The sequence below is a fragment of the Paenibacillus turpanensis genome (genome assembly GCF_011421635.1).
Taxonomy (GTDB): Bacteria; Bacillota; Bacilli; order Paenibacillales; family YIM-B00363; genus Paenibacillus_AK; species Paenibacillus_AK turpanensis.
Genome location: NZ_WTLI01000002.1, coordinates 200607 through 213234 on the forward strand (window position 1 = coordinate 200607; position 12628 = coordinate 213234).

General features: G+C 52.1%; 11 protein-coding genes. 1 reads left to right on the forward strand and 10 read right to left on the reverse strand.

Features of this window, described 5'->3' with window-relative positions:
• Positions 1-10 precede the first annotated feature (10 nt).
• The 10 genes from GQS10_RS02535 to GQS10_RS02580 all read right to left on the reverse strand — a co-directional run bounded on the left by GQS10_RS02535 (position 11) and on the right by GQS10_RS02580 (position 11271).
• The gene (locus tag GQS10_RS02535; RefSeq protein ID WP_243734926.1) at positions 11-748 is read right to left on the reverse strand and encodes an ABC transporter ATP-binding protein; all 738 of its coding nucleotides are present in this window, start codon (positions 746-748) and stop codon (positions 11-13) included.
• Positions 749-858: 110 nt separating this feature from the next.
• On the reverse strand, positions 859-1674 hold the full coding sequence (locus GQS10_RS02540) for a creatininase family protein (protein WP_166238683.1): 816 nt from the start codon (positions 1672-1674) through the stop codon (positions 859-861).
• A gap of 358 nt (positions 1675-2032) precedes the next feature.
• Positions 2033-2668: a nucleotidyltransferase family protein gene (locus GQS10_RS02545; RefSeq protein ID WP_166238685.1), complete on the reverse strand. Its 636-nt coding sequence runs from the start codon at positions 2666-2668 to the stop codon at positions 2033-2035.
• Positions 2616-3668: an XdhC family protein gene (locus tag GQS10_RS02550; RefSeq protein WP_166238687.1), complete on the reverse strand. Its 1053-nt coding sequence runs from the start codon at positions 3666-3668 to the stop codon at positions 2616-2618. The genes GQS10_RS02545 and GQS10_RS02550 overlap by 53 nt, the downstream gene beginning before the upstream one ends.
• A 63-nt stretch (positions 3669-3731) precedes the next feature.
• Positions 3732-5312 (reverse strand): PucR family transcriptional regulator, encoded by a 1581-nt coding sequence (locus tag GQS10_RS02555; protein ID WP_166238689.1) that lies wholly within the window; start codon positions 5310-5312, stop codon positions 3732-3734.
• Positions 5313-5587: 275 nt separating this feature from the next.
• Entirely contained in the window at positions 5588-6358 is a 771-nt protein-coding gene (locus GQS10_RS02560; RefSeq protein ID WP_166238691.1) for a response regulator transcription factor, read from the reverse strand.
• Positions 6355-8127 carry a sensor histidine kinase gene (locus GQS10_RS02565; RefSeq protein ID WP_166238693.1) on the reverse strand — a complete coding sequence of 591 codons (1773 nt, stop codon included), beginning with the start codon at positions 8125-8127 and terminating at the stop codon, positions 6355-6357. Before GQS10_RS02565 ends, GQS10_RS02560 begins: the two co-directional genes overlap by 4 nt.
• A gap of 185 nt (positions 8128-8312) precedes the next feature.
• Complete coding sequence (locus GQS10_RS02570; RefSeq protein WP_166238694.1) at positions 8313-9356, reverse strand: TRAP transporter substrate-binding protein; 1044 nt, start codon at positions 9354-9356, stop codon at positions 8313-8315.
• Between the two features lie 122 nt (positions 9357-9478).
• Positions 9479-10774 (reverse strand): TRAP transporter large permease, encoded by a 1296-nt coding sequence (locus GQS10_RS02575; RefSeq protein ID WP_166238696.1) that lies wholly within the window; start codon positions 10772-10774, stop codon positions 9479-9481.
• Positions 10771-11271, reverse strand: coding sequence for a TRAP transporter small permease (locus GQS10_RS02580; RefSeq protein ID WP_166238698.1), 501 nt, complete (start codon positions 11269-11271; stop codon positions 10771-10773). Before GQS10_RS02580 ends, GQS10_RS02575 begins: the two co-directional genes overlap by 4 nt.
• A 207-nt stretch (positions 11272-11478) precedes the next feature.
• Between GQS10_RS02580 and GQS10_RS02585 the strand changes: the two genes are divergently transcribed.
• Positions 11479-12579 (forward strand): GntR family transcriptional regulator, encoded by a 1101-nt coding sequence (locus tag GQS10_RS02585; RefSeq protein WP_341804999.1) that lies wholly within the window; start codon positions 11479-11481, stop codon positions 12577-12579.
• The last annotated feature ends 49 nt before the right edge of the window (positions 12580-12628 follow it).

Genomic DNA, 12628 nt, shown 5'->3' on the forward strand with positions numbered 1-12628 from the left:
TTCCCTCCCTTTAATGCTGAAGCGATTCGGATACCGTCCGAACCAGCTCGCCGAATTCATTCGAGGTGCGGAACTCGCCGGTTCTCGGAAACGGCACCGGGATATCGATGATCCCGGAAACCTTGCCCGGACGCGGGGTCATGACCACAACCCGCGTTGATAGAAAGACGGCTTCAAATACGTTATGAGTGACGAATAAAACCGTCATCTTGCTTTCTTTCCGCCAAATCGTAAGCAGCTCGGTTTGCAGCGATTGGCGTGTAATTTCATCCAGCGCTCCAAACGGCTCATCCATTAGCAGCAGCTTCGGGCGGGAAACAAGAGCCCGGGCGATCGACACGCGCATTTTCATGCCGCCGGACAGCTGACGAGGCAGCACATTCATATAATCCTTGAGCCCGACCATCTCCAGCACCCGCTCCGCTTCCCGCCGCCGCTCTTTTTTCGGTGTCCCTTTGAGCGCCAGCGGCAGCATCACGTTATCAATGACGGTGTTCCAAGGGAGCAGCGTATGCTCTTGAAATACGAATGCAATATCGCTCTGCTTAAGCGCCTCCTTCGCAGAGGTGCCAAGCACCTCGAGCGTCCCCGAGGTTGGCCCGCTTAGGCCCGCGATCATTTTAAAAATCGTCGATTTTCCGCAGCCGGACGGGCCGACAAAGCACAGAAACTCGCCTTCGCGAATCGTCAAATTTACATCTTGAACGGCGACAATCTGCTTTCCGTATCTTTTTCCGAGCCGTTCCATCCGCACCAGCGCAGGCCCGGCTTCTACATTCCGGTTCTCCGCTTCTGACCCCGAATTCCCTTCTGTAACAGCGATCCCGCTGCAGCCCCCGATCCATTCCTCTGCCGTACTCATCGCATCACACCCTCCCGTTTGATCGATGTCATCTCAAACGCGGCCATTTCCAGCAAAGACTCGGCAATGACAGCCCCTGCCCTCCGCAGCAGCTCCCTCCCCTTTTCCTCCGTTGCAGCCGTCGCGTCTCCGGCAATACCGCTGGACGATATATCATTCGTCGTCCAGGCAAACGATTTTTGCCGCAGCGACATGGCTTTCGTTTCCGGGAATTCCGGGATTTCCTTCACCGCATGCCCAGCTTGCACCCAGTGGCGCTGAATCGCCATCACCAGCGAGGTTTCCACATCGCCGCCATGAATTCCGCAGCGCTGCTCCTCATCGGTAACAAGCCCTTCGGACAGCTGAAGCGTCCCCGGATCAAGCCGAAACACGGCAAGCCCTGTCGCGATGCGAATATCACGCGCCATCATATTGAGAACATCAACATTGCCCCCGTGCGTATTAAAAAGCACCAGCTTCCGAAACCCGCTTCGCTGCAGGCTGGAGGCAATGTCCAGCAGCAGCGCCATCATCGTTTGCGCCGATAAGGTAATCGTCCCTGCGTGCCCGAGGTGCTCGCCGCTTTTCCCATAGCTGACCGAGGGCAGCAGCCAAACGGGGGCCTCCTCCGGCAGCCGTTCAAACGCCTCGTACAGCATCGCTTCTCCAAGAAGCGTATCCGTAAACACCGGCAAATGGGCGCCATGCTGTTCTACTGCACCAACAGGCAGCACGAGCAGTGTGCCGTCTTTGGGAAGTGACGCAACTTCGACAGTGGTTAAGCGCGGTAAAAACTTGCGGTCATAAGCATTTCCTGTATAACGAAACAAGGGAGCACCTCCTCTTTGTTCTCATTGTAAGAAGCAGCAAGACAGGCGACAACGAATAACAGCGCTTTTTGTTAATTTATCTAACACGGGCCTCTCCATTTGTGAATGGCGCACGATCACTCGGCCAGTATCGTTGGCGAACCGCCTTACGACATCCGCCATCCGCTCTCTACAAACGCATACAAGCTGCGGTTAGGTTCGTGCAAACAAGATGTGCGCCCTTTCCCTCACATGCAAAAAGCCGCTGACAAATTCCCTGCCAGCGGCATTATTTCAGTCGGGATCTATACGACAAGGGCAGTCCCATTAGGCAGATTCCGCAGCTCCGCAGCTTCCTCCAATAACCTCCGCCCCCCTCTCATTCCATGCCAAAATAACGGCGGGCGTTTGCATAATCCTCAGGCGTATCGATATCCATAAAGCACCGGCGTTCCGCGAAATCCACCCGCACCCCTCCGAACTGCTCCGGCTGCCGAAGCAATTTCCGTGCGCCCTCGTCCCCTTCAAGACGCAGCAGCTCGGGAAACAGTCTCCGGCTGAACCAGACCGGTGGCTTCGGAGTGCCATCGTCGCCCGAAGCCACAAACCCTGCCCCGGGGTTATCCCTTTCTGCCCGAAGCAGCCGATTGATCATCAATCGTGTGATAAACGGCTGGTCGGCCAGAACAAATACGGCCGCCCGCGCTCCTTTGGCGACCGCCTCCTTAATGCCGCAGCGAATGGAATAAGCCATGCCCGATTCCGCCTCGCGGCATACGACGAGCGACCAAGTACCGTCGAGCCGCTCCCCTAGAAAGCGGCCGATCCATCCGGTCTCGCGATCTTCCTGTATGACCACAATCGTGTGATCCACCTCCGAATCCAGCACGGCTTGCAGCGCCAAAGTACCGAGTGCCGCCTCGCCTGCCGGCAAAGACAGCTTCGGCTCGCCCATCCGACTGCTAGATCCGGCGGCGAGATAAATCGCCACCACCGGACCTTCGCTCCCTTTCATATTGCACCCCTCCTCGATGTCTGTACTGCTTTACTCGGATCAATTCCGCTACAATGCTTACTGCAATCTGCTCCGGGCCTTCCGCTCCAATCTCAAGCCCTACCGGGGCATGAAGCCATTCCGGTGCAGGCTCCCCAGCGAGAAGCTTCTCCGCGCGGCGTCTTGAACCGAGCAGCCCGGCATAGACTGGCGGACGTTCCTTCAATATAAAAAGCAGCTCCCGGTCCCGATCATATTGATGAGTCATCACAAGCACATAATCCGTTTCCTTAACCCCAACAGCATCGGCCAGTCCAGCAGCGGACCCCGCAGCCACGAAACGATGCGCCTGAGGAAAGTTATCGGGCCGCAGCAATCCTTCTCTCCAATCGCAAAGCCAAACCTGAAAGCCCGCAGCGGCGGCAAGCGTCACGACAAGCTTTGCATCCGCACCCGCGCCATAAACGATCAATCTCGGCTTCGGATCGAAATGCTGCGTAATTGTTTGCGTACCGTCCATTTGCTGCTCCCAGCACGGCTCCTGTCCCTGGTGTGCTTGATTCTCGCGAGCCATAGAACCGCCTGTATCCCAAACCTCATATTCAATTTTTGTCCAGTCAGCTGAAATCGTACGAATAAACGTACAAGAACGCCCCGCCTTTAAGAGCAGCTCCGCTTCGGAAAGCGCAGCGCGCAGCGGGAAACTAAGAGGCTCCGTCAAAATATGCAGCACGCCGTTGCAGCCCGCTCCGGCCCCCCAGCCAAGGTCATCCTCCGCACTCATATCGTACATATGCAGTCCGGGGGCCGTAGCCGCTCCGCCTCCCATTTCCATTCTTGCGCACAAATCAGCTTCCAAGCATCCCGCACTCAGCATCCCAAACCCAGGATGGCCTTGCTGCAGCAGCATCATCGTTCCCGCCTGCCTGTAAGAAGAGCCCTCGACCTGTACAAGCGTCGCCAAAACAGCTTCATCGCCTGCGCGAACCGCTCGGCTTAGAATATCGACTACATCCGCCATTCCCTCGCCCCCCAAAGCATGTGTGCCTAATTATCCGTTGCCGCCATCAAGGCCGCTTCTCAGCTACATAAATTGCCGGAACAAAAACAAGATTTTCAGCTTCAGCAGGTCGTTCATTTTCTTGAAATCAATTTGCAGCAGGTCCCCCATCTTCTCCAGCCGATAGGTAACCGTATTTCGGTGGATGAACAACTGCTTCGCCGCTTCATTAACCTGGCCGTCATTCTCTACAAATGCCTGAAGCGTACGCAGCATCTCTTGTGCGTAGTCCTCATCCTTGACGAGCAGCGGCTGCAAAATTTTACGGCAGTAGGTTTCCATCGCCTGCTTCGGAACGTGCTGAAACACATAGGCCAGCTCTACCGATTCAAATGGCAGCGCCAGCTCCTTGATCCCAAGCAGCACGGACAATCGCTCAGTCTCTAAACACTCTTGATACGCCTCGTACAGACCATCCGGCTTCATTTTGACTCTGCTAATGTAAAAACGCGCCTCGCCACCGCCTTCCGCACCCAGCATATCGCCAAACTGCTTCCGCATCATTCGCGCCAGTTCCGCCGAACGATCTTGATTGTCGGGACAAGAATAAACCGATAATAGTCCATCTTCAGTAAGTACATGCTGACCTTTCAGCGTTTGGGACTTGGAGTGAAACTGCAGCTCCTGCCGAATTTGCTTAAGCGTCTTGGAGGAATGCGCCTGCGCCTTCCGTTCCCCGCTTACCGCAAGGACACATTGAAAGGATTCCCCCAGAAGCGTATACCCCGCCTCCGTTGAGCGCTGCACGAGCTCCTCTGCATCTATCGATTTCCGTAAATATTGATTCACTAGCGAGCCAAGATCATTTTGTACGGTATGCTGCATGTAACTGCTGTGCATGACCCCCATATGATAGGCAAGCACCTCGGCCGCCTGCACAAACAGCCCTTCTTCCGCCTTATTCCGCGACCAGCCCTGTGCGTGTACAAGAAGAAAGCCGTAGCACTCTTCTCCGTTACCGATCGGAACTCGAATCGTTTGGGCCGTCTCCCCGTAACCGCGATAATAAACCGGCTTCCAAGGCCAGCCCGCTAAAAGCTGTGCATCCGTAGACGACGTCGTATTATAGAGGACATGACCTCGTGCTCCGACGACAGCAATCGGATACCCGAGAATACCGGATAAAATATGAAACACATTTAAATGATCGTCCTGCTTCAGCGCATACTGCATTAACCGTTTTTGCTTTTCCAGCACAGCGTGCAGCATCTTTGTATGCCGCGCATATTCCGCATTAAATAAAGCATTCATTTGGTCGGAAAAGGTGAATTGAAACGGAAGCTCCAGCAGCGGAAAATCTAAACGTTCCGCCTCTTCCACCAGCGTGCCCGGAATCTCATTCCAAAAACGGCCGAGCTTGATGCCGAGCCCAGCACAGCCCCGGTCATTCAGCTTTTTCAGCAGGAAATGCGCTTCATCCGGCGCATCCTTCATTAAGAAGGCAGTTGTAAACAGCATCTCGCCCGATTTCGTCCAATCCGCAATATCCGGGGCATCCATAACATTGACGGAACGCATGACCCGAGCGGTTCCCCCGCGGCCTGCAACCAGCTTCGCTTGAGATAAAGGATATATGGATAGCGCCTCTTCCACCGTTAGTTGCATAGCTGCCCCTCCCATCATTTCAAACCAAAACCCAAGTATATGTAATATTATATAACACAAATATCCAAAAAGCGTTAGTTGTGTTAACTAATTTAACATATAATTTACTCTTATGCTGCGATTGTCCCATTTTTTCCTCCATTCAACGCAGCTCCCTCCTTTCTTCCCGCCACCGAGAACAACAGAGCAAAAAAGCTGCATCCGCATTCGGAGCAGCTTATTAGAGGATCAGCCATCGGTTTCTTACCACTGCGCTAATCGCTTTATTTGATTTCCTATTGCTCTATCGCACGAGTTTCCACGCTTTGCGCCGTCTTTCGATACTCCGAGGGCGTATACCCCGTCCATTTGCGGAATTGGTTGCTAAAGTACGATTGATCCGAATAACCAAGCCGCTCCGCGATCTCGGCAATGCGCAGCGACGTATGCCGCAGCCATTTTTGCGCTTCCTTCATCCGCAAGCCGGTTACATAATCGACAAAGTTCTGCCCTGTCTGTTGTTTAAACAGTTGGCTGAGATAACTCGGATTGAGATGAACATGCTTGGCAGCATCCTGAAGGGTAATCTCACCGCTGGTCATATGCTCCCCGATATATTGCATGACCTTTTCAACCGGTGATAACCCTGCGCAATCCTCGATCTCACGCTGAACCGTTTCCTTTTCCGACTCTGCTCTGCGTCCCATCCACTTTGTCAGCATTTTTCTCATATCCTGCTCGTCAACCGGCTTCAGCAGGTAATCAACAACCCCTAGGCGAATCGCCTGTCTTGCATATTCAAAATCGTCATGACCGCTAATAATCGCCACATCAGTCGAACCAGCCTTCGCGCCGAGCTGCTCGATAAAAGACAATCCGTCCATCACGGGCATACGGATATCTGCCAATAATAAGTCCGCTGTATGCTCTTGAAGCCAGTCCAGCGCCTCCACCCCATTTGCACACTCATGAACAACGGTAAAAGGCAGCCCCGTCTTCTCCACCATTTTACGAATGACGCTGCGAACCCATTTTTCGTCGTCGACAATTAATATACGGAACTTCATCCGGAAGCCTCCCCCTTCTTCACGATGTCACGATAAGGTAATCGTATGCGTACAGCCGTCCCTTTTAGCTCCCCGCCGCTTTCAATCGTAATTCCATATTCTTCGCCAAAAATAAACTGCGTTCTCCGATGCACGTTGGCAACGCCGATGTGAGCGCCGCCGCTGGATACATCGTCATCCTCCAGCTTTTCATAAATAAACTGCAGCCGTTCCGGCGTAATTCCAGCCCCGTCATCATGTACCTCAACGATAAAGCAGCTGTCCGAATCTTTTATTGCGGTAATCCGGATCGATACTTTGTCTACTCCGGTTTCCACACCGTGAACGACGCAGTTTTCTACTAAAGGCTGAAGCGAAAACTTCACCAACAGCTGATCCAGCGCCCAATCCGGGATATCAAACACATAATCAAGCTTATCCTCGTAACGGTATTTCTGTATCGTCAAATAGACGCCGCACATCCTCATTTCCTGCTCCAGCGTGACGGTCGACGCTCTTGTTTTGACGTTGTAGCGCATCAGCTTCGCTAAAGCCGCCGACATATCAGCGATTTCGTCCCGGTCATGCATCAAGGCCATACCGCGAATCGTTTCAAGCGAATTGTATAAAAAATGCGGGTTCATCTGGGACTGCAGCACCTTCAGCTCGGTTTCCCGCTGCCGCAAGGAGAGCTCCGTTTCTCTCAGCTTGGAGACATAAACCTCCTCCAGCAAATTTCTCAGCTTCGCCGCCATATGATTAAAGCCATGGGATAAATAGCCGATTTCATCCTTTGCTTCAATATCCACCTTATTGTCAAAATCGCCGACCTCCACCCGCTTCATCACCTGCTGCAGCTTGCGAATCGGTCTCACTATACTTGCCGCAAGGCCAGCCGCCAGCAAATAAGCAAGAATCAAGGTGATCGTAACGGTAATCAAAATCGTCCTGCCGATATGCCCGATATTTTCCGTCAGCTCGCGATAGGGCACCGCAGTTACCAAGGTCCATTTGAGCGAGAAGGAGTGGCTGAATATATAAAAGTAAGGTGTTTCCGATTCAAGAATGAAGGAGCCCCTGCCCGCCTTCTGCATCTGTTCCGCCGAAAAGAGCTCAAATGGCTTCCCGATATTGCCCAAGGCTGGAGAATACACATAGTGACCCTGCTCATCCAAAATGAACATATACCCAGTCCGGCCCACATTAATCAGCTTCGCCATCTCTTCCAACCGTTTAAAGTTGACATCAAACATAATTAAACCGACCGGCTCCAGCGTCTGCGGGCTGAACAAACGTCTGACGATGGTAATTACCGGCTGCTCCCGCTCCTGGAGCTTTATCACCCGGGAAATGACCTTCGTTTCTCCGTTCATCGGCAGCGATTGATACCAATACTCATTCACGACATTGGCAGCGGGATAGTGGGTGCCTCGAAACGAGGAGTCAATAATTTGCACATCCTCGAGAAACAGCGTGATGTTTGAAATATCCGAACGCGAATAGGCGGCATTCATAAGCACCTGGCGTATTTGCTCGCGAATCCCGCTTTCTACGATCTCCTCTGATGTCCGCATGCGCAAAAACCGGATGACATCCGGGTTATTCGTAATTTTGATCATATTGATTTCAATATCGCGAATATAATCTTCCACATGATATTTCACTTGATCAATCAGCTGCAGGCTGTAACGCTCCGTCTCCTCCTCCAGCACCTTCGAGGACTTATGATAAGAAACAACCCCAACAACAACCATCGGAACGACAACAAGCACCGCCGAGTACATAATCATCCGGACATAGAGCGAGCAGTTCCGCAAAAATAAAATATGCAGTATATTGTGTTGAAGCCGATTCCACATGAGCGAGTCTCACTTTCATGTTAGCGTTTACATTTGTAGTTCGACACCGCCATTCCCGATTCCTCTTAAACAAGAAGAAAGAGGCCCATAGAGCAGCCTCTTTCTCCTACGATTCCTTACTTCGCTCTTGCCTTGTCGATGGCGTCGAGAACCTTGCCGTACTCTCCACGGTAGCTTTCGATCATCGGTTTTACCGCTTCCTGCCACGGCTTGATGTCCTTCACTTCCGTAATCGTCGCGCCCGCCGCACGAACCTTGTCCTCTGATTCCTTCTCGTACTTTTTCCACTCGTCGCGCTGGTACTGGATCGATTCTACGGCAGCTTCCTTAATGATCTTACGGTCGCCCTCGGAAAGCTTATCCCAGGTCGTTTTGCTGATCAAGAGAACTTCCGGCACACGCTGGTGATGGTCAAGTAGCATGTGCTTTGCAACCTCATAATGCTTAGAGGAATAGTAGCTTGGATAGTTGTTTTCCGCCGCGTCGATTACGCCCGTTTGCAGCGAGCTGAACACTTCACCGTACGGCATCGGCGTCGCGCTGGCGCCAAGTGCCTTCATCAAGTCGATGTTGATCTTATTTTGAATAACGCGAATCTTCATGCCCTTCAAATCTTCCAGCTTCGTAATCGGCTTGCTGGAATAGAAGCTGCGGGAGCCGGAGCTGTAGTAAGCAAGACCCTTCATTTTGGACGATTCCAGGCTGTCGAGAAGCTTGCTGCCGTCATCGCTCAGAAGGAACTTCCACACATGATCGTCATTGTCAAAAATATATGGCAAGCTGAACACGCCGTAGTCTTTATTAAAGTCACCTAAAGCGCCGGTGCTGACGCGGGTAAATTCAATCGCTCCGAGCTGAACCTGCTCGATCACCGCTTTTTCTTCACCCAGCTGAGCGGAAGGGAAGACGTCGATCGTAATCCGGCCGTTTGATTTCTGATTTACAAGCTCGGCAAATTTCTTATCGCCCTTCGTGGTCGGGTAGTCCGCAGGATGCGTTTCCGCCAAGCGGAATGTATATTTTGGCCCCTCCGCAGCCGGCTTCTCGCCTCCGCCCGGATTCGCTGCAGGCTTCTGCTCCGTACCGCCGCCGCAGCCTGCTACTGTTAGTGCCGCAGCTAAAATAAGTCCAAGTGCACTGCCGAATTTTTTCATTTTCATCGAATAACACTCCCCTTTTACGAATCTGCAACGCTTTTCTGTGAACGCTTTCATTATAGATGAAAACGGATACAAACCCTATGAAACGTTTTTAGCTGTTTGTGTAATTTTTTTAGAAATCGTCACGATCCGCTGAACATATTCGGCAGCCACATGACAATGCCCGGTACGTAAGTGAGCAACAGCAGAACGGCAATCATCGCCAGGAAGAACGGCATGAGCGCCTTGGTCCCTCGTTCGATAGACACCTTTCCGATCGCACACCCGACAAAGAGCACGGTTCCGACCGGCGGGGTGAGCAGCCCGATCCCAAGGTTCAAGATCATAATAACGCCAAAATGTACCGGATCAACGCCAAGCGAAGTGACAACCGGGAACAGGATCGGTGTCATGATCAAAATCAGCGGCGCCATGTCCATCGGAGCGCCAAGAATGAGAAGCAGGATGTTCAGCATGAGCAGGATGACGAATTTATCGTCGGAAATTCCTAAGAACATATCGGTGATCATGCCCGGAATTTTCAAGTATGCCAGCACCCAGCCGAAAGCATCGGAGGCCGCGATCAAGAACAGCACCATGGCAACCGTACGGAACGATTTGCGGAGAATGACCCACATATGGGAAAGCGGCAAATCGCGGTAAACGAAAAACGTAATAATAAAAGCATAGAGACACGCAAGCGCTCCGGATTCCGTTGCCGTAAACCAGCCGCTGAAAATTCCGCCGAGAATAATAACCCCGGTCATCATCGATAAAAAGCCGTCCATGATAATTTTCGGAACCTGCTTCCATTGTACGGGCTCGCCTTTCTCATAACCGCGCTTTTTGGCAATGATGTAGCTTGTCGTCATTAATACAGTAAGCAGGATCAAGCACGGTACAATACCGGCCAGGAACAAGCTTGAAATCGAAACGCCGCCTGCGGCAAGGGAATACAAAATCATGTTATGGCTTGGCGGCATAACGACGCCTTGAATCGCTGCGGACGAGGTAACGGCCACCGAATAATCAGCGTCGTAGCCCTTCTTCTTCATCGTCGGAATCATCACGGAGCCGATCGACGATACGTCAGCCGCCGCGGAGCCGGAAATGTTGCCGAACAGCATACAAGCGACGCAGTTGACCAGCGCAAGACCGCCGCGTATGGCCCCGACCGCCAGCTGCGCCAGATTAATGAGACGTATTGCTAGGCCGCCTTCGCTCATAATTTGTCCAGCCAATATGAAGAAAGGAATCGCCAATAAGGAATAGGAGTTCATGCCCTGAATCATACGCTGTCCGACCACGGCCATTGGGATGTCCAAATATAAAATCGTTAAGAGTGTTGATCCGGCAATCGTCAGTGCGATCGGGAAACGGAGCAGCATAAAGCCGATAAAGCTGGCGACAAGAATAATGACGGCGATTGTGGTATTCATTCGGCAGGCTCCTCCATATCTCCATGTCTTCTCGTATCGATGTTAAAGGCCTGAAGCAGGGAATAAATACATACGAGTATGCCGGTGAGCGGCATCACGAGATACTGCACGCTGCTTGGCAGCCCGGTTGCCGGCATGCTGTTGGCATGCATCAGCTTCGTAAAATCCCAGCCATAGTATACGAGGTAGAAGCCAAACGCAAAGGTGCAGGCGGCAATCACTTTGTCCAAAACGACATTAAAGCCCTTCGGCAGACGGTTGGTGAAAGAATCCATCGCCAGATGAAGCCTTTCGCGGAAGCCGATGGCGATCCCGAGGAACGAAAACCAGACCAGCAGCAGCAGCGTCACCTCCTCGGACCACGGGAACACGTAATTGGCAAACTTTCTCGTAAAAACCTGTACAACAACGACTACAGTCATCGCCGCCATCATACAAAGCACAATCGCTTCGACGATCCGGTCGAACAGTATCGCTATTCGTTTTAATTGCTCCAAAGCCCTCACCCCTCTGTTTTGTAAGTGTTTTCATTTTGTGTATAGTAGCATTGTATGCGATGAAAGCGCGGGTTCCCAACCCTCCCGTTTTAGGTTTTTATGTAATTTTTTTAGGTGGCCCAACATGTACATACAAGCTCAGTGAATGCTATAATTACCGATATTGATTTTAATAGACCAATCAGTTCATGAATTACATTGAGGTGCATAACAATCGAAAAGAAAATACCGAAATATATACAATTAAAAGAAACGCTGCTCGGGCTCATCGAATCCGGCGCCATCCGCCCCGGCGATCAGATGCCGTCCGAGAACGAAATCGCCGATCGCTTCGATATGAGCAGACAAACAGTACGCCAAACGCTCGGCTTACTCGAGCAGGAGGGCAGACTTTACCGGCTGCAGGGCAAAGGAACCTTTGTCTCCGAGCAGTCTCCAGCAGCCAAGACGCATGAGGTGCAGACCGTCGGCATCCTGACGACCTACATCTCGGATTATATTTTTCCGCATATTGTGCGAGGCGCGGAATCCGCTGTCCGGGAAAAAGGCTACCGCCTGATGCTTTCCAGCACCGACAACGACAAAGCGCGGGAGCGCGAGGCGCTAGAAATGATGCTGAGCGAGCCGCTCAGCGGGCTGATCATCGAGCCGACACGCAGTGCCGAGGGAAATCCGAACGTCAGCCTTTACTTATCCCTCTCGTATCAAAATATCCCCTTTATCATGATTAACCAGCGCTACCCGGAGATCACTTGTCCGTACCTTATGGTCGATGACGAGGACGGCGGCTTCCAGGCGGCTGATCATCTGCTCTCTCTCGGTCACCAGCGGATCGCCGGCTTTTTTAAAACCGATGACCTGCAGGGCGTTAACCGTTTAAAAGGCTTTATTAAAGCGCATCAGGAGCGCAGCTGTCCGTTGTCTCCCGACATGGTCATCCATTATAAGACGGATGAGAAATGGACCCGTCCCTATGAAATCGCAATGCAGCTGCTGGCGTCAGGCAGCGCAAGACCGACCGCTTTTGTGTGCTATAATGACGAGTTGGCCGTACATTTACTTGAAGCGGCGCGGCAGAGCGGGCTTTCCGTCCCTGACGATTTATCCATTATCGGGTTTGACGATTCCTCTCTCGCAACGGCTACGGAAGTAAAGCTGACCACCCTTTCCCACCCGAAAATGCAGATGGGCGTTGACGCTGCGCAGATTTTGATCGATATGATCGAAGGCCGGTCTCCCGCTTCGGCGGAATTCTGTAAGCTGTATAAGCCGGAGCTGATTGTACGGAACTCCACAAAAAAGTTGTAGTCAAGTTGTACGTACAAGTGTATAATGACCATAGAATCTATTCACGACC

What these genes read in the sequence shown, in the direction of transcription:
- GQS10_RS02535 (WP_243734926.1), bottom strand. Translation starts at nt 748, where the DNA reads ATGGAACGGCTCGGAAAAAGATACGGAAAGCAGATTGTCGCCGTTCAA.
- GQS10_RS02545 (WP_166238685.1), bottom strand. Translation starts at nt 2,668, where the DNA reads ATGAAAGGGAGCGAAGGTCCGGTGGTGGCGATTTATCTCGCCGCCGGA.
- GQS10_RS02550 (WP_166238687.1), bottom strand. Translation starts at nt 3,668, where the DNA reads ATGGCGGATGTAGTCGATATTCTAAGCCGAGCGGTTCGCGCAGGCGAT.
- GQS10_RS02555 (WP_166238689.1), bottom strand. Translation starts at nt 5,312, where the DNA reads ATGCAACTAACGGTGGAAGAGGCGCTATCCATATATCCTTTATCTCAA.
- GQS10_RS02560 (WP_166238691.1), bottom strand. Translation starts at nt 6,358, where the DNA reads ATGAAGTTCCGTATATTAATTGTCGACGACGAAAAATGGGTTCGCAGC.
- GQS10_RS02565 (WP_166238693.1), bottom strand. Translation starts at nt 8,127, where the DNA reads ATGATTATGTACTCGGCGGTGCTTGTTGTCGTTCCGATGGTTGTTGTT.
- GQS10_RS02570 (WP_166238694.1), bottom strand. Translation starts at nt 9,356, where the DNA reads ATGAAAATGAAAAAATTCGGCAGTGCACTTGGACTTATTTTAGCTGCG.
- GQS10_RS02575 (WP_166238696.1), bottom strand. Translation starts at nt 10,774, where the DNA reads ATGAATACCACAATCGCCGTCATTATTCTTGTCGCCAGCTTTATCGGC.